The sequence below is a fragment of the Saccharopolyspora indica genome (assembly GCF_027853965.1).
GTDB classification, from domain to species: Bacteria; Actinomycetota; Actinomycetes; order Mycobacteriales; family Pseudonocardiaceae; genus Saccharopolyspora; species Saccharopolyspora indica.
In genome coordinates this window covers 687,436-710,490 of record NZ_JAQGLB010000002.1, presented here as the reverse complement: position 1 = coordinate 710,490, position 23,055 = coordinate 687,436, and the positions used below count along the sequence as shown (strand labels likewise).

The following is a 23,055-nucleotide window of genomic DNA, read 5'->3' as shown; positions in this document are numbered from 1 at the left end:
CCACCCGGGTAATCCAAACGGCGTAACGCGAGGAGTTCCGACCACCACGCTCCGTGTCAGATCAGCCCGAAGCGAGCTCGTTCCTGCTCGGTCAGCCGCCGCACGCCACGCTCGTCGGCCTCGCGGAGCAGCCGCTCGACGTCGGTGTCGACGCCCCAGGTGCGGACCGCGCGGTCCAAGCCAGCGCTCACCAGCACGCCGTCGTCCCGCCAGCCGAGCACGGTGACGTCCCCGTCGTGCGCGGAAAGCGTCGTGATGACGTGGCCGGAGTCCAAGTCCCACAGCCGGATCCGGCCTTCCCGGTCCGCGCTGGCCAGCCGACCGTCCGGCAGCCACGCCAGTTTCTGGATCTGCACGGCATCGCCGGTGGTGAGCACCGTGCCAGCGCTGGTGTCCCACACCAGCAGCCCGTCCTCGCCTCCGCTGACCAACCGCTCGTCGTCCAGCCACAGCAGCGCTCGCACCGCGGCGGTGTGCTTGCGCAACTCGCGCACGCGACCGCTGTCCGGCTCCCAGAGACGGACCACGAAGTCGTCACCACCGGTGGCGAGGACTCCGCGATCGTTCCAGGCCATGGTGTCAACGGGCGGAATCTGATCGGTCAGCTCGGCGAACTCGCTGGTTCCCGGGTCCCAGGCCGAGACCCCGCCGTCGTTCCACGAGAGGGTCAGCCTGTCGTGCGGGCCCCACGCCAGGGCGCGGACGTAGCGGTTCCCGACGGAGACGACGTGGCTGCACTCGCCGGTCGGCTCGTCCCACACCCGGATGTCGCCGTCCAGACCGAACGAAGCGAGTCGCCCGGTGCGGGTGATCGCTGCGCCTTCCACCGGCCCCCCGTGCATCACGATCTCCCGGTTCTGCTGGAAATCGCTGTCCCACAACCTGATCCGGTCGTCGTAGTAGAAGGTCGTCAGCTCACCACTCGGCGACCACGCGATTCCCCGCACCGCATCCGCGGTCCGGCGAGTGCTCTCCTCGTCACCCGGGTCCCAGATCAGCGCCGGGCTGACCAGCGTCCCTTGGCAACTCGCGAGCCGACCGTCCGCGGACCAGGCCAGCGATGCGGCCTGGATCTGGTGCTCGTGCAACACGCGGGAGTCGTCGGTCTCCGGGTCCCAGAGCCGCACGGCCCCGCCGTGCCACCCGCTGGCCAAGGCGCCCGTCGGCGACCACGCCAACGACGCCAGCGCTTCGTCCTGCTGCTCGACGACCCGGCCACCACCCGTCCCTGCCGGGTACACCCGCACGGTCTGATCTCCACCGCTGGCCAGCACCCCGTCCGGGGACCAGGCCACCACCTCCACCTCTCCGGTGTGCACGGCCAGCAGCTGCACCTCGCCGGACCGGGGATCCCAGGTCCGCACGGCCCCTGCCTCGTCCCCGAACGCCAGCACCCCGTGCGGGGACCAGGCGACCGATCGGACGCCCGTGGTCCGGGCCTCCTTGGACTGGACAACTCGCTGCGCGGACGACACCGGATCCCAGACCCTGAGCTCACCGCTGCTCGATGCTGCGGCGAGCAGGCCGCTCGGCGACCACGCGATCGCCACCACCCGCGCGACGAACTCCATCGCGATGCGGGCCGCACCGTCCCAAGCGCACACCACCTCACCCGTGGCGACGGCCAGGATCCCGTCCACCGACCAGGCGAAGTCGCTGATCATGCCGACACCCCGGAACGCGGTCCAGACCTCCGCCGACCGCGGGTCCAGCACTCGCACCTCGCAGTGGTCCGAGATGTCCCACCTCGCACTGGCCAGCAGGCCGCCCGGCGACCAGGCGAGCAGGTCGGCATCACCCAGGTGGAGCTCCTCACCGAGCTGTTCCGAGCGGTCGGCGACTTCCCGCCTCAGCCGCCCGTCCGCGCCGAGGGCCAGGATCGAGGAGCCGTGCACGGCGCCAGCGGTGACCGGAGCTTCCTGCCACCGCTCGGTGTGGTGCCCGAGGTCGGCCCGGACCAGTTCCAGGTTGCCGTCGGGATTGCAGCTCAGCAGGCGCCCGTCGGGCGCTGGGAACACGCCCCGCACGTCGTCCGCGCAGTACCGGAGCGTTCGGTGCTGCTCCGAAGCGCTGTTCCACAGCTGGACCACGCTGTCGGACTGCCCGGTCTGCACGCCGATCACGAGTTGCTCGTCGTCCGCCCACGACGCACCCAGCAGGGCGTGGTTCCAACCGCGCAGGACCACGTCGGTCCGCCCCGTCCGGGAATCCCACACCCGGACCGCCAAGGCGTGACAGCTGGCCAGCCGCCCGGATGGCGACCACGAGAGCGACTCCAGCTCCCCCACGTGCTCGTGGACGGTGGTCAGCTCAGCGGCACCCGGGTCCCAGACCCGCACCGCTCCGTCGCCGCCGACGGCGAGCAGCCCTTCGGACGACACCGCGATCAGATCGACCTCGCCCGGATCCACCGGCACCGCAACCGACTCCACCGCACCGGGCGCTCGGAGCACGACCGCGTCGGAGGTGTGATAGGCCAGCCAGCCGTTCTCGGCGACGAGCCCTCCGAGCCGCGACGAGCCCGGCTGCTCCAGAACCCGCACCTCATCGGTTTCGACGTCCCAGAGCTTCAGGGAATCGCGATCGTTGAAGACCAGTCCGCGGGCCTGCGTCCAGACCGCTTCGTCGACGTACCCCGCAGCTGGCACCCTCTTGATCAGGACGGGCTGCTCCTGCGCGATGTCGTGGACCATGACCGTGCCGCTGGCGTCCACGACCCACATTCGCCCGTCGTCGTCCCAGCGGACGTCGAGGATTCGTTCCGCGTGGCGGCGCGCGCTCCACACCAGCGGGTCCCGCAGCCGAGCCCACAGCACGGCGGCGGTGCCGACGTCGGGGCTGAGCTCGGCGATCTCCCGCGCGGCAGCCAGTGCCAGCACCGGATTGCTCTCCTTGATCTGATCGATCTGGCCAGCAGCCGCGATCGCGCGGTCACGACGATCCTTCCGCCTGGACTCGGCCGATGCCGCCGTGAACTCGCGCAGCAGGTCGCTGCACTCGATCGCGTTGACCAGCTTCTCCGCTTCGTCCACCTGGCTCCCGGGGAGCAGCAGATCAGCGCGGCGATCGGCCTGCGCCCATTCTTCGGCGCGCTGCTCGAAGACCGTGCGCTGGCGCAGGAGCGGGCGCTGCTCCTCCAGCCGGGTGCGCAGCGGAACCCATTGCCGCAGCAGCGCTTCGTGCGCCAGGTCGCGCTGGCCGTTGCTGTCGTCCACCAGCAGGCGGGCTTCCAGGAACTCGTCGACGATGTGCTTCTCATCGGTGTCGAGGTCGTCGCGGCGGACGCGGTTGCGCGTCGGGTCCTCGGCGTGGGAGGCCCACGAGACGAAGCGCAGCAGCGTCCGCAGGACCTTCTCCTCGTCGTGCTGGCGGGACAACCGCGCGAGCACCTTGTCCGCGGTGGACGAGATCGCCTGCTCGACCCGCCCGGAGTTCACGTACTCCTGCAAGGTGATCCGGCCATCGGACGCGTAGTCCTCGTAGAGGTTGCGCAGCAGGTGGGCCAGCAGCGGCAGGACGTCGGCACCCGCCTCCGTCGCGTCGTCGACCATCGCGGCGACCGCATCGGGCTCGATCTCCACTCCGGCCTTTCGGGCCGGGCCGGTGATGATCTGGCGGAGTTCCGCGCGGTTCAGGCGGGTCACGAAGTACGCGTCGCGCAGCAGCGTCCCGCTCGGCTCCGGGAGGAAGGCGTCGATGAACTCCGCCCGCATCGTGGCGACCACGTGCAGGCGCTTGTGGTCGGCGAGGGCGGTGTGCAGGACGGCCATGAACTCCTGCCGGGTCTGGGCGTCGACCTGCGTCACGAGTTCTTCGGCCTGGTCCAGCAGCAGCGCCGCCGGGCGGTTGCCACCGACCAGCTCGCGGAACACCGCGTTGATCACCTCGGGGTGCTCCGAGCGCGGGTCGTCGGTGCGCCGCAACCGCTCCAGGGCACGCCGCCCCTCGACGCGCAGGTCCCGGACCAGCGCGTCGGCGTCCGACCTCGGCAGCTCGCCCTGCAGCTCGTGCACCAGCGAACCGAACGGGTCGCGGTTCAACGTGACCGGGGCGGTGAGGTTCCACCTCCGCTTCCGCAGCTCGACCACCAGCCCGGCGTTGACCAGCGACGACTTGCCCGATCCCGAAGGACCGGCCACCAGCAGGAACCGGTCCTCCGGTGCTCCCCCGGAGACGTCCAGGCGCTCGTGCAGCTCGCGCTTGGCTCCTTCCCTGCCGAAGAACACCGACTCGCGCTCCTGGTCGAAGGCCTGCAAGCCCGGGTACGGGTTCTTCCCGGCGTCCCAGTCGTGCTCGGTGCGCAGCTTGCGCTGGCGCCACGCGTAGTAGCCCGCGGGCACCAGCACCCCCGCGCCGATCAGGAACTCCGAGTGGTCGCGGATCAGGGTGAACGGCGGCGCCCAGCCGTCGGCGCTGTTGGTCGCGAGGTTCGTCAGGAACCCGAGCCCGGCCCCGTAGAGCAGGACTGCGAAGTCGCGAAGCGGACGTTCCTGACGCGCCACCAAGGCCCTCCTCCGACGGTGCCGATCACCGCACTGTCATACCAAAGGAGGCAGGGCCGGGGACGCGATTCGACGACTCCGGCACGCGGTGGCCGCGGCTGCACCGCCGGAAAGGTGAAGGGCACCTTTCGCCAACTTACTTGGCGAAAGGTGCCCTTCACCTCGTCACGATCGGGGTTACAGGGCGCCCTTGGTGGAGGGGACGACGCCGACGAAGCGGGGGTCTGGTTCGACCGCTGCTCGGAGGGCTCGGGCGATCGCCTTGTACTGGGCTTCCGCGATGTGGTGGGGGTCCCGGCCGTGGATCACGCGGACGTGCAGGTTGATCTGGGCGTGGAAGGCCAGGGACTCGAAGACGTGGCGGTTGAGGACGAACGGGTAGTTCCCGCCGATCGTGAAGCTGTTGTACTGCTCCGGTTCTCCCGTCAGGACGCAGTACGAGCGGCCCGAGACGTCCACCGCCGCGTGCGCGAGGGTTTCGTCCATCGGGATCCAGGCGTCGCCGAAGCGGCGGATGCCCTTCTTGTCGCCCAGGGCCTGGCGCAGGGCCTGGCCGAGCACGATCGCGGTGTCCTCCACCGTGTGGTGCGCGTCGATGTGCACGTCACCGGTCGACTTCACCTTCAGGTCGAAGGCCGCGTGCGTGCCCAGGGCGGTGAGCATGTGGTCGTAGAACGGGACCGTGGTGTCGATGTCGACCTGCCCGGTGCCGTCCAGGTCGAGCTCCACCAGCACCGAGGACTCCCTGGTGCTGCGCTCGACCCGGCCCACTCGGGTTCCCGGCTGGAATGTCACTGCTCGATCTCCTCGCTCACTGCCTTGCCGGCCGCCAGGAAGGCGTCGTTCTCCTCCGGCGTGCCGATGGTGACCCGCAGGTGGCCGGGGATGCCGACGTCGCGGATCAGCACGTCGGAATCCAGGAAGCGCTGCCAGGCGCGGTGCGCGTCCGCGAACCGTCCGAAGAGGACGAAGTTGGCGTCGCTGGGCACCGGCGAGAAGCCCATCGCGGCCAGCTCGCCGACCACCCGCTCCCGCTCGTCGATGAGCGCGCGCACCGAACCGAGCGTCGCGTCGGCGTGGCGCAGCGCGGCGCGCGCGGCCGCCTGCGTGACCGCCGACAGGTGGTACGGCAGGCGCACCAGCAGCAGGGCCTCGATCACCGCGGGCGCGGCGGCGAGGTAGCCGAGGCGGCCGCCGGCGAAGGCGAACGCCTTGCTCATGGTGCGGCTGACGATCACCTTCGCCGGGTACTGCTCGATCAGCTCGATCGCGCTGGGGCGGGCGGAGAACTCGGCGTAGGCCTCGTCGACCACCACCACGCCGGGCGCGGCGTCGAGGATCGCGCGCAGGTCGTCCTGCGACACCGACTGGCCGGTGGGGTTGTTCGGGCTGGTCACGAAGACCACGCTCGGCTGCTTCTCGGCGACGATCCGGGCCGCTTCCACGCCGTCCAGGCTGAAGTCGGCGCGCCGCGGGGCGGGCACCCAGTCGGTGCGGGTGCCCGCGGACAGGATCGGGTGCATCGAGTACGACGGTTCGAAGCCGAGCGCGGTGCGGCCCGGTCCGCCGAAGGCCTGCAGGATCTGCTGCAGCACCTCGTTGGAGCCGTTGGCGGCCCACACGTTCTCCATCGCCAGCGGCACCCCGGTCGCCCCGGCCAGGTAGGCGGCCAGGTCGGTGCGCAGCGCCTTGGCGTCGCGGTCGGGGTAGCGGTGCAGCTCGGCGGCGGCTTCGCGGACCGCCGCGGTCACGTCGTCGACCAGCTCCGGCGGCGGCGGGTAGGGGTTCTCGTTGGTGTTGAGCCGGACCGACACGTCCAGCTGCGGTGCGCCGTAGGGGCTGCGGCCGCGCAGGTCCTCCCGCAGCGGCAGGTCGGCCAGCGCCGTTTCAGCGCCCAGCACGTCACTCATGTTTCAACCTTCGTTCGTCTTTGAAGCGGCGCAGCCGCTTGACCCACCCTCGCAGCTCGCACCGCCGCGGGTTCTCAGACGTCGTCTGGCGAGGACAGCCCGTTCGCCGTGTATCGGACATACATAAGAACGGGCTCCCGGAGTCCAGACGGCGTCTGAGGTTCCGCTACCTGCACCGCTAAGCAAGGTGAGTCCATCCCCTCTTTAAAAGCGGGCGGTGATCGCCTGGCCGTGGGCGGGCAGATCCTCTGCGTTGGCCAGCGCGACCACCTTGTCGGCGACGTCGCGGAGGGCCTGCTCGCTGTAGGAGATCACGTGGATGCCGCGCAGGAAGCTCTGCACGCTCAGCCCCGACGAGTGACGTGCGCAGCCGCCGGTGGGCAGGACGTGGTTGGAGCCCGCGCAGTAGTCGCCGAGCGACACCGGTGCGTACGGGCCGACGAAGATCGCGCCCGCGTTGCGCACCCGCGCGGCCACCGCGTCGGCGTCCGCCGTCTGGATCTCCAGGTGCTCGGCGGCGTAGGCGTCCACCACCCGCAGCCCGTCCTCCACAGTGGACACCAGGATGCAGCCGGATTGCTCGCCGCCCAGCGAGGTGCGGATCCGCTCGACGTGCTTGGTCCGCGCCACCTGGCGCTCCAGCTCGGCGTCGACCGCGTCGGCCAGCTCCGGCGAGGAGGTCACCAGCACGCTGGCCGCCAGCGGGTCGTGCTCGGCCTGGCTGATCAGGTCCGCCGCCACGTGCGCCGGGTCGGCCGTGCCGTCGGCCAGCACCGCGATCTCGGTCGGCCCGGCCTCCGAGTCGATGCCGATCACGCTGCGCAGGTGCCGCTTGGCCGCCGTCACGTAGACGTTGCCCGGCCCGGTCACCATGTCCACCGGCGCCAGCTCCGCGCCATCGGTGTCCTGGCCGCCGAAGGCCAGCAGCGCCACCGCCTGCGCGCCGCCGACCGCCCAGACCTCCTCGACGCCGAGCAGCTGCGCGGCGGCGAGGATCGTCGGGTGCGGCAGGCCGCCGAACTCCGCCTGCGGCGGGCTGCACACCACCAGCGACTCCACCCCGGCCGCCTGCGCCGGGACCACGTTCATCACCACGCTGGACGGGTACACCGCGAGCCCGCCCGGCGCGTACAGGCCGACGCGGGCGACCGGCACCCACCGCTCGGTCACGGTGCCGCCGGGCACGACCTGCGTGGTGGTGTCGGTGCGCCGCTGGTCGGCGTGCACCTTGCGGGCGCGGCTGATCGACTCCTCCAGCGCGGCGCGCACCTCCGGGTCGAGCTCGTCGAGCGCGCGGCGCAGCTCCGCCGCGCCGACCCTCACCCGTTCCGGTCGAACTCCGTCGAACTTCTCGGTGAATTCCAGGACGGCGGGCACACCCCGCTCGCGGATCTCCTCGACCAGCGGCCGGACCCGATGCAGCACGTGCTCCACGTCCATCTCGGCGCGCGGCAGCGTGGCGCGCAGCTCGACGGTGGACGGAACGCGACCGCGCAGGTCGGTACGGGTGAGCATGAGCGTCCTTCCCGGGGCTTCGAGGTTGCACCGACCAGGGTAATCGCCGCCACCGGTGGCTGTCCCCGCGCCCGGACGGCGGTCACACCGGCCCACCATCTGGGATAGATGTTGACGGGCGACCATTGTTCGCCAGTGGCTTGCCAACATCGGTGCACTCCTACAACCTCTCCACGTCACCACCAGTGATCGATCGGAGACCCGATGTTCAGCTCACGGCGCAGGGCAGTGACCGTGGCGGCCGCCGCTTGCCTGGTCCTGCTGGCCCCGTTCTCGGCCAGCGTGTCCGCGGAGCCGACGTCCGCCGCGCAGGACCCGGCGATCTACACCGTCCCGAACACCGACGGCACCAGCCGCACCGAGATCAACCGGACCGGTGCACAGGTCATCGGGGTCCGCGACGGCGTGGCCACCGTGGAGGCCACGCCCGAGCAGGCCCAGCGGCTGCGGGCCGCCGGGTTCGCGATCGGCGAGGGCACCGGGCTCGGCGAGGCGCTGCAGCGGATCAACCGCGGGCAGGCCGCTCCCGGCGACTTCCCGCCCGGCTACGAGGGCTACCACAACTACGACGAGACGGTCGCCGAGCTCGACCGGATCGCCGGCGCGCACCCCGACATCGCGGCGAAGTCCAGCATCGGCAAGTCCGTCGAGGGCCGCGACATCCCGGTGCTGAAGATCAGCGACAACGTCGGGCAGGACGAGGACGAGCCCGAGGTGCTGTTCAACTGCAACCAGCACGCCCGCGAGCACCTGACCACGGAGATGTGCCTGCGCATCGCCGACCGGTTCACCGCCGGCTACGCCTCCGACCCGGCGGTCAAGGAGGCCGTGGACGGCCGGGAGATCTGGGTGATCCCGATCGTCAACCCGGACGGCAAGTCCTACGACATCGCCTCCGGCGAGTTCCAGGGCTGGCGCAAGAACCGGCAGGACACCACCGGTACCGACCTCAACCGCAACTGGGGTTACAAGTGGGGCTGCTGCGGCGGTTCCAGCGACGACCCGAACGCCGAGGACTACCGGGGCACGGCCGCGTGGTCGGCGCCGGAGACCGCGGCGATGCGCGACTTCATCGACTCCCGGGTGGTCGGCGGGGCCCAGCAGATCAAGGCCGCGATCGACTTCCACACCTACTCGGAGCTGGTGCTGTGGCCGTTCGGGCACACCTCCGACGACGTCACCGAGGGCATGACGCAGGAGGAGTACGACCGGTTCGCGCGGGTCGGCGGGGAGATGGCCCAGTCCAACGGCTACACCCCGCAGCAGTCCAGCGACCTCTACGTCACCGACGGCGACAGCCTCGACTGGATGTGGGGCGAGCACAAGATCCTGGCCTACACCTTCGAGATGTACCCGGCCAGCGGCGGCGGCCTGGACGGCTTCTACCCGCCGGCCGAGGTGATCGAGAAGGAGACCACCCGCAACGACGCCGCGGTGGACATCCTGCTCCGCGAGGCGGGCGCCTGACCTGACGCCGAGCCCCACCGGCCCGGGACGCCCCCAGAGGTGTCCCGGGCCGGTTCTGCTTCGGTAGTGGTGAAGGTTTTGGCTGCACAGGGCCCGTGAGTGCTTTGTGGTGCTATAGCCCCCCAAAGTACTCACGGGAGCTCACCAGGCTGAACGGTCGTAGTGGTGGCGCTGGGGCACTCCGCCGGGTGGTGATAATGGCGGCATGGCTGCCGAACCTGCTCCGACCACCGTGGCCGAGCACGCGCTCCTGCGTCGCGGGACGTGGGTGATCTGCCCGCTCGTCGGCGCGCTGCTGCTGCTCCTGCTCCGGCTGGCCTCGGGGTGGGTCGCCGGGTTGTCGTGGGCGCCGTTCCAGGGCGTGTTCGAGCTGGCCGCTTCGGTGGCCGATCCGTGGGGCACCATCGGTGCGATCGCGATCGGCGCGTTCATCGGCTTCGGGTTCGCCGGGCTGTTCGCGAAGGAACGGCTGACCGTGACCGTCGCCCCGGAGCGGATCACGCTGGGGATCGGGGACACCGAGCAGCACCTCGACCGCGCCGAGGTCGACGCGGTCTTCGTCGACGGCAAGGACTTCGTGGTGCTGGACGCCGCGGGCGCCGAACTCGTCCGCAGGCGGTCCGAACTGGACCGCAAGGAGCTGCGGAAGGCCTTCGCCGAGCACGGCTACCCGTGGCGCGACGGAGATCCGCACGAGTACCGGCTGTGGGAGGACGACACCTCCGAGCTGCCGCTGCGGATCAACGCTCTGCTGGCCGACCGGGAGCGCGCACTGCGCAAGCGCGACCGCAAGGAAGCCGCGCTGCTGCGCGCGGAACTCGCCGAGCGCGGCATCGTGGTGCGCGACTCGAAGCACCGCCAGTACTGGCGAGCGGTCGCGTCGTCCTAGCCGCTCACGCCTGCTGGAGGGTGAAGCGGTTGCCCTCGCTGTCCAGGAAGGTCGACCACCAGCCCCACGGCTGCTGCACCGGCGGCTCCGGGAACTCCACGCCCTTGGCCGACAGCTCCTCGTAGGTGCGCTGCACGTCGTCGGCGTAGAGGAAGAAGGTGGCGGTCGGGACACCGTCGCCGTGGTCCCGGAAGAGCGCCTGGTCGGACTCGCTCGCGCTCAGGATCAGCACGGAGCTGCCGTTGGGCGCGGTCACCTCCACCCAGCGGGCGCCCTGGTCGTCGTAGGCGGCGTCGGTGGTGAGCTCGAAACCGACCGTCTCCGTCCAGAACTTCTTCGCACGCTCCTGGTCGCGCACCGGGACGACGGCCTTGCTGATGCCCTGGATGCCCATGCCCTGTTCCGCCTCTCTGTCCCGCCTCTCCGGGATTTTCAGTGGTGGTTGCGTTCGTAGTCGATCTCGCGTTTTGCGGGTTCTTGTGGCTGGGTTGCGTCACGGTCCCCTGAGGTGCGGTCGAGCAGGACTCGATGCAAGGGGGTCATGGCACGTGTCCCTCTCCGCGTGGTCACGGCACATCATCCACGAGCGCGGCGGGCGCGTCGCGCCGCAGTACCGGCCTGCTCCTGGTGTGAGAATCGAGAGGTGGACGGTGTTGTCTGGAACCTCGCGCTGGTGCTGCTGTTCGTGCTGTTCGGCGGGTACTTCGCCGCGGCCGAGATCGCTCTGGTGTCGTTGCGCGACAGCCAGGTGCGCAGGCTCGCCGAGCAGGACCGGCGCGGCGCCCGCGTGGCGAAGCTGCGGTCGGACTCCAACCGGTTCCTCTCCGCGGTCCAGATCGGCGTCACCTTCGCCGGGTTCTTCGCCTCCAGCTACGGCGGCGCGACCATCGCGGTGCGGCTGGAACCGGTGCTGCAGGGCTGGGGGCTGCCGATCGGGCTGGCCGCCTCGCTGGCGCTGATCGTGGTGACGCTGTTCGTGTCGTACCTGTCGCTGGTGCTCGGCGAGCTGGTGCCCAAGCGCCTCGCGCTGCAGAAGTCCGAGGCGGTCTCGCTGGTCACCGCCGGCGTGCTGGACCGGCTGGCGAGCCTGTCGCGGCCGGTGATCTGGCTGCTGTCGAAGTCGACCAACGCGGTGGTGCGGTTGCTGGGCATCGATCCCCGCGCGAACGAGGAGCCGGTCAGCGAGGAGGAGCTGCGCGACATGGTGCGCACCAGCGAGCAGCTGACCGTCGAGGAGCGCCGGTTGCTCAGCGACGCGTTCCGGGCCACCGACCGGGTGCTCGGCGAGGTGATGGTGCCGCGCACCGAGGTCGACTTCCTGCACCTGTCCACGACGGTGGCCGACGCGATCGAGGAGGTGGCGGGCAAACCGCACTCCCGGTACCCGGTCATCCGCGACACCGCCGACGACGTCGTGGGCTTCATCCACGTCCGCGATCTGCTGACCAGGGCGCACCGCGAGGACGTGCGCACCATCGGCGAGCTGACCCGGCCGGTGACCGCGCTGCCCGCGAGCAAACCGGTGCTGGCCGCGCTCTCGCAGATGCGGCGCCGGGGCGGGCACCTGGCGGTGGTGGTCGACGAGTACGGCGGGACGGCGGGCATCGTGACCGTCGAGGACCTGGTGGAGGAGGTCGTCGGCGAGATCTGGGACGAGTACGACCCGAGCGCGGCGCCGGTGCGGGCCAAGAGCGACGGCAGCCTGGAGGTCGACGGGTTGCTGCACCGCAGCGACTTCGAGCAGCAGACCGGCATCGCGCTGCCGGACGGGCCGTTCGACACGGTGGCGGGATTCGTGGTCAGCCGCCTCGGCCGGGTTCCGGCGGAAGGCGATTCGCTGACCGCGCTCGGCCACCGCTTCACCGTCCGGGCGATGGACGGCCACCGGGTGTCCCGCCTCCTGGTCGCCGACCTCGACGAGCAGCCCTGAGAACGGCACGACCGCTCGGCACCGCGCTGAAGGTCGTGGAACGGGCTTGGAGCCCTGCTACGGCCGTGACAGCAGTGCCGGGCTTCGTCGACTTCGCTTGAAATTGGCGGCCTCGGCACCGCAGGATTCGTCGACAACGCGGCCAATTTCAGGCGAAATCGCTACCCCCACGAGGCGACCACCTACCGCTTTGAACCCAACCCGGCCACCACCCCGACCCAGCCCCGCTATCACCGCCGACCACCAAGCGCCGCACCCACGAACACCTCGCAAGAGCCCGAAATCGCCCCGGAAGACGGCGACGGCCCCTCCGCCGCGAGGCCGGAGGGGCCGGAAGCTTCCGCCGGGTCAGGACAGCAGCAGGAACAGGGCTCCCACCACGATCCCGATGACCACCACGACCGCTGCGGTGATCATGACCGCGCGCATCTTCGGGCGGTCGTCGCGCACCTCGCTCTGGGCCCGCTCCCGCCACTGCATGAAGGTGGTGCCTTCGCCGTCGCTCACCGTCGACTCCTCGGGTCCGTCGTCACTTGCCGAGCGGTTCCCCGCAACCGCGCACGGCTCCACCTTGTCATACCGCCTGGCCGCTCAGGCGCACCACGTGCTCCGCCCAGTGGGCGAGCAGGTCCTCGTCGTGGCTGATCGCCAGCACCCCGGTTCCGCGCTCCTTCACCTGCCGGTCCACGACCTGCACCAACGCCGCCGTGGTGGAGGCGTCGAGCATGGCGGTCATCTCGTCGCAGATCAGGTACCGGGGCCGCAGCGCCAGCGCGCGGGCCAGGCACGCCCGCTGCAGCTGGCCGTCGCTGACCTCGTGCGGGCGCCGCGAGAGCAGCTCCGCGGTGAGCCCGACCTCCTCGGCCAGCTCGTCCACGTCGCCGGTCGTCCCGGTGGCCCGCAGCGGCTCGGCGACGATCTCGCGCAGCGTGAACCGCGGGTCCACGGCGGGCCGCGGGTGCTGGAAGACGATGCCGATGGCGGCGCGCTGCGCCTTCGGGGTGGCGTGCCGGAAGCCGCCGACGGGCTCGCCGTCGAGCGAGACCTGCCCGGCCCACGGCTCGTGCAGCAGGCCGAGCACCCTGGCCAGGGTCGACTTGCCGCAGCCGCTGGGACCGGCCAGGCCGACCACCACGTCGGCGGGCAGCTCCAGGTCGACGCCGTCGAGCACCGGTTCGCCGCGCCGGTATCCGGCGACGATCCCGGTCGCGCTCAGCACGGCGGGTGCGCGGCGACCCAGCGGCCGCCGTGGTCGATCAGCTCCGGATCACCCGTGCACGGCGGGAAACCGGGCACGTCCGGGCAACGTTGGCAGAACACGCAACCCCATTCCCGTTCGATGCGGTCCAGTTCGGTCAGGGCGGGCGGGTGGCCGGGGATCGGCCGGAACCCGCCGTCGGGCAGTGCGGCGAGCAGCCCCGCGGTGTAGGGGTGCCAGGGCTCGGCCAGCACTTCGGCGGCCGGCCCGGCCTCCACGACGCGGCTGGCGTACATCACCGCGATGTCGGTGGCGACCCGCCGGGCCGCCGCCAGGTCGTGGGTGATCATCAGCACCGCGCGGTCCTCGGTGGCGGTTTCGGCGAGCAGGTCCACGGTGCGGTGCACCAGCGGCCGGTCGAGGCCGGTGGTCGGCTCGTCGGCCAGCACGATCTGCGGATTCCCGGCCAGCGCCAGCGCGAGCGCGACCCGCTGGGCCATGCCGCCGGACAGCTCGTGCGGGTACCGGTCGAGGGCGGCGGGGTCGAGGCCGACGCGTTCGGCGAGCGCATCGGCATCGGCAGGCCCGTCGAGGGCCCGGATGGTCTCGACGAGCTGGCTGCGCGCGGTGCGCACCGGGGTCAGGTGGGTGCCCGCCGACTGCGGCACCAACCCGATCACCCGCCCGCGGACCTGCCCGGCCAGCACCTGCTCGGGCGCGGACAGCAGCTCGGTCCCGCCGCGCAGCAACGCCTTCCCGCGCACCTCGGCGTTGCCGGGCAGCAGCCCGAGCAGCGCCGAGGCCAGCACGGACTTGCCGCAGCCGGACTCGCCGACCAGCGCCAGCACCCGGCCGGGCCGCAGCTGCAGCGTCGCGTCGGTCACCGCGCGCACCTCGGCCTGGCGCCCGAGCAGGAACCGCACGGACAACCGCTCCAGTTCGAGGAGAGGCTCACCCATCCGACGACCTCCGAACTCGTGCCCGTTCCCCAGCCCTTCGATGCGGTGTGCGCGATTTCAGTGGAAACCGGACGTCTGATTTCCACTGAAATCGCGTGGATCCCGACGCGCCGTCGGCGTGTCGGGTGCCCGACGCACCGACTGGTCGTGCGACTTCCATTGAAATCGCGCAGGCCTGACGCGGGGAGGCGCCGCCGGGCACGGAGGGCCGTCGTCGGCGCACGGTGCGGGCACCGTGCGCTCCGGGGATTCTCGCGGTCACAGGGCCAGCTCCGATCGGCGTCGGGGCACGACGCGGTCGCGCCAGGTCGCCGCCAGGCCGGACACCGCCAGCGTGGTGGCCACCAGCAGCAGCGACGGGAAGAGCACGATCCACCAGGCGCCCAGCAGGACTGCTTCGCGGCCGTCGCCGAGGATGTTGCCGATGCTGGCCAGGTGCGGGGGCAGGCCGAGGCCCAGGAAGCTCAGCGCGGTCTCGTGCCACACCGCGTGCGGCACGAGCAGCACCGCCGACAGCGCCGCCTGCGGCACGATCGCGGGCAGCAGGTGCCGCACCAGGATCCGCCAGCGCGACGAGCCGCCCGCGATCGCCGCGTCGACGTACGGGCGGCTGCGCAGCGACAGCACCTCGGAGCGCACGATGCGCGCCACCGTCGTCCAGTGCGTCAGCGCGATCGACAGGATCACCGCGCCCAGGCTCCCCCGGTACAGCGCGACGATCACGATGCCCAGCAGCAGGTGCGGCACCGAGTTCACGGTGTCCACCACCCGCATCAGCAGCCGGTCCGGCCAGCCGCCGAGCGCTCCCGCGACCGCACCCACCAGCGAACCGAGCACAGTGGACACCAGTGCGCTGAACCCGGCCACCAGCAAGGAGATCCGAAGTCCGGTCAGCGATTGCACGAACAGGTCCCGGCCGCCGGAGTCGGTGCCGAACGGGTGCGCGAGGCTCGGCGCGAGCCGGATCGAGTCGTAGCGCACCGACTCGCTGCCGAACAGCACCGGCACCGCGAACGCGCCCACCACGAGCACCGCGAACGCCACCAGCGAACCCCAGAACCGGGCCCGCGGGTGCGCCCGGGTGGTGCGGGAGCGACCGGCGGGCCGCCACGTGGTCTCAGCCATCGGCGGCCACCCTCGGGTCGAGCAGGATCGCGGCGATGTCGGCCAGCAGCGAGCCGATCAGCACCGCCGCGGTCGCCACCAGCGTCAGGACCGCCAGCAGCGGGTAGTCCACCGCGGTCGCCGAGGTGACCACCGCCGCGGCCAGTCCCGGCCAGGAGAAGACCTCCTCGACCAGCACCGCCCCGGTGACCAGCTCCGGGATCCGCGCGCCGATGAGCGTCACGAACGGCAGCAGCGCGGTCGGCAGCGCGTGCCGCAGCACCACCACCCGCTCGGCCAGCCCGCGCGCCCGCGCGCCGGTCACGTGGTCCTCGGACAGCGAGGTCAGCATCGACTGCCGGACGTGCAGCACCAGCCACGGCGACTGCGAGACGCCCAGCACCAGCGCGGGCAGCACCAGGTGCTCGGCGACCTGGCCGAAGGAGACGGCCTGGCCCGCATCGGTCAGCCCCGCCACCGGCAGCCAGCCCAGCCCCAGCGAGAACACCGCGATGGACAGCAGCGCCAGCACGAACGGCGGCAGGCCCTCCAGCGCGTGGCCGATGGCGGTGACGAACCGGTCGACCCAGCCGCCCTGCCGCCACGCGGCCACCGTGCCCAGCACCAGCGCGAGCACCACCGCGAACGCCAGGCCGGTCGCGGCCAGCAGGATCGTCCACGGCAGGCGCTCGGCGACGACCTGCGCGACGGGCTGCCGGAACGAGCGCGACACCCCGAGGTCCCCGCCGAGCACGCCGCTCAGCCAGTTCCAGAACTGCACGAGCACGGGATCGTCGAGCCCGAGCTCGGCGCGCACCCGCGCGACGTCGGCCGCCGAGGCGCCGAAGATCTCCACGCCGTAGTACTGGTGGATCGGGTCGAACGGCGAGGCCGCGGCGAGCAGGAACACCCCGAGCGCCACGATCACCAGCACCGGCACCGCGAACCCGATCCGCCGCAGCACCAGGCGGCCGATCGCACCGCTCATCCCTGCGGCTTCCAGGCCTCGATGTTCCACCACGGACCCCAGGTGGTGCCGTGCGTGTGCGGCTCGACCGGCGGCTGGTAGCCGGTCCACCCGCCGTCGCGCATCACGTAGCTGTGGTCGATGAACGCCAGGTACACCAGGCCGGGATCGGCGACGTAGGCGCGCTGGGCCTGCCGGTAGAGCTCCGCGCGCTTGGCCGGGTCGAGCTCCTGGCGGGCGCCGTCGAGCGCCGCGTCGACCTCGGCGTTGCGGTACTGGCCGGGGTTGTTGTAGGTGCCGGTGCCGATCACCGACGAGTGCAGGCTGTTGTAGACCTGCGGGTCGGGGTCGATCGGGTTGCCGCCGCCCAGCACGATGCCCTCGTTGCCGATCCGGGCGGCGACCGCGGAGCGGTCCACCCCGGCGAGGTCGACCTGGATGCCGACCGCCCTGGCATCGGAGGCGAACGCGGTGGCCAGGTCCTTGCGCAGGCTGTCGTCGGCGAAGTACATCACGGTGAACCGGGCGGGCACCCCGCCGCGCTCGCGGATGCCGTCCGCGCCCGGCCGCCAGCCGGCCTCGTCGAGCAGCTTCTTCGCCTGCTCCGGGTCGAAGGCGAAGCGGGCGGCGGGCTCGAAGTTGGCGCCCATCGACTCCGGGACCGGTGCGTAGGCGGGCTTGCCGTGCCCGCCGAGCAGCGCCTTGATCATCCCCTCGCGGTTGACCGCGAGGTTCAGCGCCTCGCGCACCGCGGGGTCACCGGCGGCCGGGTGCGTGTTGGGCAGCGCGATGCTGCGGAAGTCCGCGGTGTTGTGGTGCACCGTGCGGTAGCCGTCGCGGCCGACGCTCTCGGCGAGGACCGGCGGCAGCACCGTGCCGTCGAACTCGCCGGAGGCCAGCCGCTGGGCGCGGGTGTTGTCGTCCTTGGCGAAGACCACGGTGACCTTGCCGATCGCCGGAGCGCCGCCCCAGTAGTCGGCGTTGGCCTCCCAGGTCATCTGGTCGCCCTGCCGCCACTCGACCAGCTTGTACGGGCCGGTGCCGACGGGCTCGGTGTTGAGCTCGGAGCTCTCCTGCGACTGCGGCGCGGCCAGCTTCTCGTTCGGCACGATGCCCAGCACCAGCTTCGACGGCCAGGCCGAGTACGGGATCTTCAGGTCGAACCGCACGGTGTGCGGGTCGAGCGCGCGCACCTCGGCGAGCATGTCGTAGTCGGAGCTGATGGTGGAGGCGTAGGCGGGATCGATCGCCGCCTTGTAGGTGGCCACCACGTCCTCGGCGTCGAACGGCGTCCCGTCGTGGAAGCGCACGCCGTCGCGCAGCTTCACCGTCCAGGTCTTGGCGTCCGGGGAGGCCTGCGGGGACTCGGCGGCCAGCGCGGGCCGCAGCTCAGCGCGGCCGTCGAAGGCCAGCAGGCCGTCGTAGAACTTCGCCGCGCCTTCCGCCCCGTAGCCCAGCAGCGGGTTCAGGCTCTCCGGTTCGAAACCGTCGGCGAGCAGCATGGAACCGGGATCCGCGGACCCCGGTGCGGTCGGCGCGGCGCACCCGGCACCGAGCAGGGTCAACGCGACTGGAACGGCGATGAGCAAGCCACGACGATTGAGCACGCCTGAACTTTAAGCACTGCTGCAAATGTTTCTCAATAATGGTGAGCTTCCTCGCCATGCCCGTGAGCGCTTTGGGGTGTTATAGCGCCCCGAAGCGCTCACGGGTCCGGCCGCGCTCACGCCACCGGGTCGGGCATGCGGTCGAGGCGGTACTCGCAGGAGATGGTGGCGCCGGTCTTCGGGTCGCCGAGCTCCACCCGCCAGGAACCGGCGAACTGGTCGACCGCCGAGTCCATCGGGATGGTGCCCGACAGCAGCACGGTGCCCGGCTGGAGCAGGCCGCGTTCCCGCAGGTCGTCGAGCCAGTACTGCGGCGAGAGCAGCTCCGCCAGGGTGCCTCGCTGGATCTGCTCGCCGCCCGCCCACGCGGTCAGGGTGAGCTCGTCGACGCGGTCGGCGACGTCGACCAGCCGCCACGCCTGGCGCCCCAGCACGTCCGGTCCGGCCTGCTTGCTCCACGCGACGCCGTGCACCTCCAGCGCCCGGTCGGTGTGGTCGCAGGCGACCGTGAGCAGCACGTCGCGCTCCTCAGGCCCGGCGATGACCAGCGCCCACTCCGCTTCGCCCGAGGTGCGGTCGTGCTGCACCGGGACCTGGTCCGGCTGCATCGCCAGGTACGGCGCGACCGGGTACAGGCACGGCGTGCTGGTCGGCGCGGGCACGCCGAGTTCGGCGAGCTCGGCGACGTGCGCGGCCACGTCCTCCTGGCTGCGGCCGGCGTAGCCGCCGTTGAGCAGCGTCGTCACCGACACCTCGACGACTTCGCCGTTGACATCGAAACGCAGTGGAAACACAATCCCCTCCAAGACGGCATACCGGTTGTATACATTTAGTATCACAGCCACCCGCACCTCGGCGCGGCAAGCCGATGACCTGGTACGACAAGGACCCCGATGACTCAAGCCACCCCCGCCACCGCGCGGCCACCCCGCAAGGACCTGATCAAGGCGTTCGTCGCGTCGCTGAGCGGGACCTCGCTCCTCTAGCGTTGACAACTTTTACAAATGCCCCCTGAACTGCGGAAACGCCCCCACCCGAAGGAAGGGGCGCTTCACGTCAGGGCTCAGCCGCCGAAGCGGTCCGCCTTGACCGCTGCCATGAAGGCGGACCACTGCGCGCGGTCGGCGACGAAGTACCCGCCGCCCTGGTTCTTGCTGTCACGCACCGCTGCACCGCCATCCACACCGCGGACCTGTACGCACGTTCCGGCGTGGCTGTGGCTTGACGTGATCCAGCCATCAACGGGCTGGGATGGGAACACGGGCTACTCCTCGATCAGATCCTTACGCCTGTTTCCACACGACGAGAGCCCCCACCTTGGGTGGGGGCTCTCCAGAGGATCAGATCGCGAAGTCGAACTCGCCCTTCTTCGCGCCATCCAGGAACGCCGCGAACTTGGAGCGGGTGGTGCTGAGAACCGTCTCCTGGTTCTCGCTCTCAACCAGGTGCACCTGGTCGCCGTCAGCGCTGACGTACAGGCACTCCGAGCCTTCCCAGTAGCTCTTCCTGGCCTTGACGAACTCCAGCTCGTTGCCGTTGACCATGAGCTTCATTCTGCGCTCCATCTCTGGATCACAGGTCGCAGGCTGACACTATCAGGCAGAACCACTGACAACGATCGGCTAATCGGGTCGCTTCAAGTTGACAGTGCTCGACAGGATCGGGTTATCCGACCCGGTGAGGTCTTCCATGATCGCGCCGTACCGTGTCTGCCGCCGCCACTCCACTGGCGCGGCGAGGTCCAGTCCGCTTGGCGACACGACCCCGAACTTGCCTTCGGCGATGATCCGGCCCAGGTACTCGTAGACCCAGTCCTCGGTGGACGTTTGATCCCAGTAGGACCCGCACATGAGGCAGTCCATCCGGAACACGCTCAGCTGCTCAGGGTTCTCTGGGGGGAACTGGCCCGCCTGAAGGCGAACGTGCTCGAACGGGTGGAAGCACTGGTGAGGCGGTGCCCAGATCGGGCTGAAGTACTCAGGATCTCGTCCTGGGCTGATAGCCATCGCTGCTCCCTCAACTTGGGACGTGACAGAATCACAGGTCGCATCAGCGAGGGTAGCTGGTTAGTATCAGAGTGTGACAGTAGGCACACGAAAAGACCCCCACCTAGCAAGACGCCAGGTGGGGGCCGCGGTTAGTTCGTTCAGCCGTCGTAACGGCCGTCCTTGACGCTAGCCGTGAAAGCGGCGAACTGAGCCGGGGACAGGCCCAGGACCGGGCTGTCGTCCCCGAGCTTCGAGTCCCGAACCAGGGCCATCCCTGGGAGGTTTTGAGCAACCTCCACGCACTGGCCTCCGGCGTTGGACCGCGACGACTTGCGCCACGCCGCGTGGTCTAGGACGTCTCGCGACACGTTGGTCACGTCCTACCTCCTACGAGTTAGAGATGTCGATTGCGATGCTACGGAGCAGCTCCAGCGAAGCGGCTGCTGGGAGCGCCGTCGCTCGCAGGCCGTCAAAGAGGTACCGAAGCACCGTCACGTCTTCGGCCTCATCAACAGTATGGCCGCCCAACGGGCTATCCATGTAGCCGATTGGCTCCTCATCTGCCGCGAAGGCCAGCACGACGAACGCACTGCTCGGACACACGTGCGCGCCCGCCCCGAACGGCAAGACCTGAAGGATGACGTTCGGAAGCTGGCACCGATCGATCAACCGCTCGATCTGCTCACGCATCACGTCAGGCCCACCAACCAGCCTACGCAGCGCCGATTCGCCAACCACAGCCCTCAGCTGGAGAGGCGACTCCGCCAGCAGCCGACGCTGCCGTTCCATGCGAGCGCTCACGAATCGATCGATGTCGAGAACCTGACTCCGGCCAACGCGGTGAATCTCCCGCGCGTACGCCTCGGTTTGCAACAGCCCTGGAACGAGATCCAACTCGAAGTTGCACACCTCGGTCGCTGCCTGTTCGAAATCCACGTACGGCTCAAACCAAGACGGCAACTTGTAGCTGTGCCACCAACCGCGCTGCTCCGCCTGACTGCGGAGCTCGTTCAGGTGATGACGAACCTCAGCCGGCGCTTCGAAGGCGGCTAGCAGCCGGTCAAGCTCAGCCTTCTTGACCTTGGCTCGCCCGGCTTCTAGATGCCTGATCTTGGAGACCGAACAGCCCAGGACCTCTGCGGCTGCGTCCACGTCCAGGCCCGCTTGCTTGCGTAGCTTCGTCAGCCAACTTCCGAGTTGCCGCTGTCGCGCCGTCGACATGCGCGAGAGCTTATCGCTCGTTGCGATCACCACCTGTTCACCCATCTAGAGGACTTGCGAACCTGACAGTATCAGGTTTAGTGTCTGATAGTGCCAGAGCAGCAGTCAACACAAGCGGTGATCGCATGAGACGTTCTATCAGAGGATGGCTTCACCGGTATCAGGAGCACCGGGCACGGGAACAGGCTCGCCGGGCGCGGGAGCGCCGCCGAGTGCGCGTGCGGCTCTGACCTCTAGGCAGCGTCCCGATCGCAGATTTCGAGACCGCCCGACCGAGGGTCCGAGATACCAACAGGATCACGGGTCGCAGCCCTCGGTCGGGCAGCCGTCCCCTCGCCTTAGCCCCCGATAGCTCTGCGCGAGGGGACGGCCCCAAATCATTCCGCGTTCATCGGTGTAACGCCATGCCTGGCCGGGACTTCTTCTCCTGCACCCGGCCAAATGAGCCGTCCCTGAGTCTCACCACCGACCCCCAGGACTCAGGGACGGCTCCTCCTACCTCAAGGCACGAATTGTGTGCCTTTGCACCTGCTAGTAAGCGAGCCAGAAGGGAATCCGATGAGACGCGCTGTCGTGTTATGGATATCCACTCTCAACCCAGAGCCTTTCGACTGGTTCGCGGAAAGGAACCAGTCCTGTGTGGGTGATTCGCCTGCTGAGTTGGCTGCTGGTGTGGACCCTGCGCCCTCCTCTGATCGGGGACCCTCAACGGAGAGGGGAGGTGTTTGATCATGCTCGGGGTAGCACTAGTCCTCATCCTGATTGTGGCCCTGCTGTTTATGGCTTGGGGGCCGAATCCACAACCGCACGACCCCAAAGGCAAGAGCGGGAAAATATCTTGATCGACACTACCGCGTGGGTGCTGAGCGTCCATGAATCCCGCTGGCACCTCGTCAAATACTATGGTGACCCTGTCCGGGCATTGTGCCATCACTACGTTAGGGGCCCCGTCCATAAACGGCAGGGCGAGTTTCCAGATGCCTCTGACGGTTATTCTTTATGCGATAACTGCCTCTTCTGGCGGGACAACATACGGGACACCACGATTCCGACGATCCCAACGATCCGAATGCCCCGGCTCGATTCGCCGCTGAAAATGCTGCTGGGCGATATCCAGTGGCCCACCCAGGATCAGAATCCGTCTGCGGAGTTCAGCAAGAAAGCCCCGGACGTTCCGGCTAGTCGTTACCTAGCCGGACCGCCCGGGGCCGTGCCGGAGAGTACCGCATGGGCCGCGTAGGGGGCTAGAGGCCCGGACATGCGCCCTGTGGTGGAGCTGGGTGTGTGTCCGCTGAGGGGCCGATCCGTCCGCAGCGTGGGGCATGGGCGGGTTGGCCCCTCTTTCCAATGGAGACGACCAACAGAAACCACCGAGGGGCATGCTGAAGCTCATCGCGTATCCAATCTTATTCGTTGTCGGACTATGGGTCATATTCGTTGTTTTGCCTGCGTTTGTGCGGTTCGCATTCTGGGACTATCTCATGTTCCGGTACGCCTACTATGATTCCGTTAACTGGCTGAATAAAACTCTTATGGCTCCTGGGCCATGGATCCCTTTCTAATCATCAGCCCGGAAGGAGGAAATGAGCGACGAGCAAGAACCCGAAGGCAACTGGATCTTTGTCGGCACCAAGAAGAAATGAGGAGAGAAATGGAAGAGCCGAAGGAAGAAACCCAGGAGAACGAAGAGATCAAGCCGGATCACGACTATAACGGAACCACGATCTGGCCCAACGTCGGACCTCAGCTCTGAAGGAGAACCATGAGTGACAATGACGACAAGAACCAGCCACAGAAA

20 protein-coding genes are annotated in these 23,055 nt (G+C 69.6%); 3 read left to right on the top strand and 17 right to left on the bottom strand.

What is annotated here, in order from left to right:
- Positions 1–56 precede the first annotated feature (56 nt).
- The 4 genes from OU416_RS07285 to hisD all read right to left on the bottom strand — a co-directional run bounded on the left by OU416_RS07285 (position 57) and on the right by hisD (position 7,927).
- Complete coding sequence (locus OU416_RS07285; protein WP_270926037.1) at positions 57–4,502, bottom strand: nSTAND1 domain-containing NTPase; 4,446 nt, start codon at positions 4,500–4,502, stop codon at positions 57–59.
- Positions 4,503–4,679: 177 nt separating this feature from the next.
- On the bottom strand, positions 4,680–5,297 hold the full coding sequence (hisB, locus tag OU416_RS07280) for an imidazoleglycerol-phosphate dehydratase HisB (protein ID WP_270926036.1): 618 nt from the start codon (positions 5,295–5,297) through the stop codon (positions 4,680–4,682).
- Positions 5,294–6,412 (bottom strand): histidinol-phosphate transaminase, encoded by a 1,119-nt coding sequence (locus OU416_RS07275; protein WP_270926035.1) that lies wholly within the window; start codon positions 6,410–6,412, stop codon positions 5,294–5,296. Before OU416_RS07275 ends, hisB begins: the two co-directional genes overlap by 4 nt.
- 204 nt (positions 6,413–6,616) lie before the next feature.
- Positions 6,617–7,927, bottom strand: coding sequence for a histidinol dehydrogenase (gene hisD / locus OU416_RS07270; protein ID WP_270926034.1), 1,311 nt, complete (start codon positions 7,925–7,927; stop codon positions 6,617–6,619).
- Between the two features lie 204 nt (positions 7,928–8,131).
- Between hisD and OU416_RS07265 the strand changes: the two genes are divergently transcribed.
- Together OU416_RS07265 and OU416_RS07260 are read left to right on the top strand one after the other, a co-directional pair.
- Positions 8,132–9,394 carry a M14 family metallopeptidase gene (locus OU416_RS07265; protein WP_270926033.1) on the top strand — a complete coding sequence of 421 codons (1,263 nt, stop codon included), beginning with the start codon at positions 8,132–8,134 and terminating at the stop codon, positions 9,392–9,394.
- Between the two features lie 205 nt (positions 9,395–9,599).
- A complete protein-coding gene (locus tag OU416_RS07260) occupies positions 9,600–10,283 on the top strand; it encodes a YqeB family protein (RefSeq protein WP_270926032.1) in 684 nt (227 codons plus the stop codon).
- 4 nt (positions 10,284–10,287) lie between these two features.
- Here OU416_RS07260 and OU416_RS07255 read toward each other — a convergent pair whose 3' ends face one another.
- Positions 10,288–10,677, bottom strand: a complete 390-nt coding sequence (locus tag OU416_RS07255) for a glyoxalase superfamily protein (protein WP_270926031.1) — start codon at positions 10,675–10,677, stop codon at positions 10,288–10,290.
- Positions 10,678–10,926: 249 nt separating this feature from the next.
- Between OU416_RS07255 and OU416_RS07250 the strand changes: the two genes are divergently transcribed.
- Entirely contained in the window at positions 10,927–12,213 is a 1,287-nt protein-coding gene (locus OU416_RS07250) for a hemolysin family protein (protein WP_270926030.1), read from the top strand.
- A 348-nt stretch (positions 12,214–12,561) separates the two neighbouring features.
- On the opposite strand, the gene OU416_RS07245 is transcribed toward OU416_RS07250, so the two are convergent.
- The 12 genes from OU416_RS07245 to OU416_RS07190 form a co-directional block, all read right to left on the bottom strand.
- Positions 12,562–12,720, bottom strand: a complete 159-nt coding sequence (locus tag OU416_RS07245; protein ID WP_270926029.1) for a hypothetical protein — start codon at positions 12,718–12,720, stop codon at positions 12,562–12,564.
- Between the two features lie 67 nt (positions 12,721–12,787).
- A complete protein-coding gene (locus OU416_RS07240) occupies positions 12,788–13,432 on the bottom strand; it encodes an ABC transporter ATP-binding protein (protein WP_270926028.1) in 645 nt (214 codons plus the stop codon).
- Positions 13,426–14,370: an ABC transporter ATP-binding protein gene (locus OU416_RS07235; RefSeq protein WP_270926027.1), complete on the bottom strand. Its 945-nt coding sequence runs from the start codon at positions 14,368–14,370 to the stop codon at positions 13,426–13,428. Before OU416_RS07235 ends, OU416_RS07240 begins: the two co-directional genes overlap by 7 nt.
- Positions 14,371–14,628: 258 nt before the next feature.
- On the bottom strand, positions 14,629–15,495 hold the full coding sequence (locus OU416_RS07230; protein WP_270926026.1) for an ABC transporter permease: 867 nt from the start codon (positions 15,493–15,495) through the stop codon (positions 14,629–14,631).
- Entirely contained in the window at positions 15,488–16,462 is a 975-nt protein-coding gene (locus tag OU416_RS07225; protein WP_270926025.1) for an ABC transporter permease, read from the bottom strand. The genes OU416_RS07230 and OU416_RS07225 overlap by 8 nt, the downstream gene beginning before the upstream one ends.
- Entirely contained in the window at positions 16,459–18,048 is a 1,590-nt protein-coding gene (locus tag OU416_RS07220; protein WP_270926024.1) for an ABC transporter substrate-binding protein, read from the bottom strand. Before OU416_RS07220 ends, OU416_RS07225 begins: the two co-directional genes overlap by 4 nt.
- Positions 18,049–18,164: 116 nt before the next feature.
- Positions 18,165–18,842 carry a DUF2848 domain-containing protein gene (locus tag OU416_RS07215; protein WP_270926023.1) on the bottom strand — a complete coding sequence of 226 codons (678 nt, stop codon included), beginning with the start codon at positions 18,840–18,842 and terminating at the stop codon, positions 18,165–18,167.
- 269 nt (positions 18,843–19,111) lie between these two features.
- Entirely contained in the window at positions 19,112–19,309 is a 198-nt protein-coding gene (locus OU416_RS07210; protein WP_333779622.1) for a DUF397 domain-containing protein, read from the bottom strand.
- A gap of 79 nt (positions 19,310–19,388) precedes the next feature.
- Complete coding sequence (locus OU416_RS07205; RefSeq protein ID WP_270926022.1) at positions 19,389–19,613, bottom strand: DUF397 domain-containing protein; 225 nt, start codon at positions 19,611–19,613, stop codon at positions 19,389–19,391.
- Between the two features lie 57 nt (positions 19,614–19,670).
- Positions 19,671–20,054 (bottom strand): hypothetical protein, encoded by a 384-nt coding sequence (locus tag OU416_RS07200; protein ID WP_270926021.1) that lies wholly within the window; start codon positions 20,052–20,054, stop codon positions 19,671–19,673.
- Positions 20,055–20,194: 140 nt separating this feature from the next.
- Positions 20,195–20,404: a DUF397 domain-containing protein gene (locus tag OU416_RS07195; protein WP_270926093.1), complete on the bottom strand. Its 210-nt coding sequence runs from the start codon at positions 20,402–20,404 to the stop codon at positions 20,195–20,197.
- A 19-nt stretch (positions 20,405–20,423) separates the two neighbouring features.
- Positions 20,424–21,302: a helix-turn-helix domain-containing protein gene (locus OU416_RS07190; RefSeq protein WP_270926020.1), complete on the bottom strand. Its 879-nt coding sequence runs from the start codon at positions 21,300–21,302 to the stop codon at positions 20,424–20,426.
- Between the last annotated feature and the right edge of the window lie 1,753 nt (positions 21,303–23,055).

What these genes read in the sequence shown, in the direction of transcription:
- hisD (WP_270926034.1), bottom strand. Translation starts at nt 7,927, where the DNA reads ATGCTCACCCGTACCGACCTGCGCGGTCGCGTTCCGTCCACCGTCGAG.
- OU416_RS07255 (WP_270926031.1), bottom strand. Translation starts at nt 10,677, where the DNA reads ATGGGCATCCAGGGCATCAGCAAGGCCGTCGTCCCGGTGCGCGACCAG.
- OU416_RS07190 (WP_270926020.1), bottom strand. Translation starts at nt 21,302, where the DNA reads ATGGGTGAACAGGTGGTGATCGCAACGAGCGATAAGCTCTCGCGCATG.
- OU416_RS07235 (WP_270926027.1), bottom strand. Translation starts at nt 14,370, where the DNA reads ATGGGTGAGCCTCTCCTCGAACTGGAGCGGTTGTCCGTGCGGTTCCTG.
- OU416_RS07230 (WP_270926026.1), bottom strand. Translation starts at nt 15,495, where the DNA reads ATGGCTGAGACCACGTGGCGGCCCGCCGGTCGCTCCCGCACCACCCGG.
- OU416_RS07275 (WP_270926035.1), bottom strand. Translation starts at nt 6,412, where the DNA reads ATGAGTGACGTGCTGGGCGCTGAAACGGCGCTGGCCGACCTGCCGCTG.
- OU416_RS07225 (WP_270926025.1), bottom strand. Translation starts at nt 16,462, where the DNA reads ATGAGCGGTGCGATCGGCCGCCTGGTGCTGCGGCGGATCGGGTTCGCG.
- OU416_RS07265 (WP_270926033.1), top strand. Translation starts at nt 8,132, where the DNA reads ATGTTCAGCTCACGGCGCAGGGCAGTGACCGTGGCGGCCGCCGCTTGC.
- OU416_RS07200 (WP_270926021.1), bottom strand. Translation starts at nt 20,054, where the DNA reads ATGGCTATCAGCCCAGGACGAGATCCTGAGTACTTCAGCCCGATCTGG.
- OU416_RS07260 (WP_270926032.1), top strand. Translation starts at nt 9,600, where the DNA reads ATGGCTGCCGAACCTGCTCCGACCACCGTGGCCGAGCACGCGCTCCTG.
- OU416_RS07205 (WP_270926022.1), bottom strand. Translation starts at nt 19,613, where the DNA reads ATGGAGCGCAGAATGAAGCTCATGGTCAACGGCAACGAGCTGGAGTTC.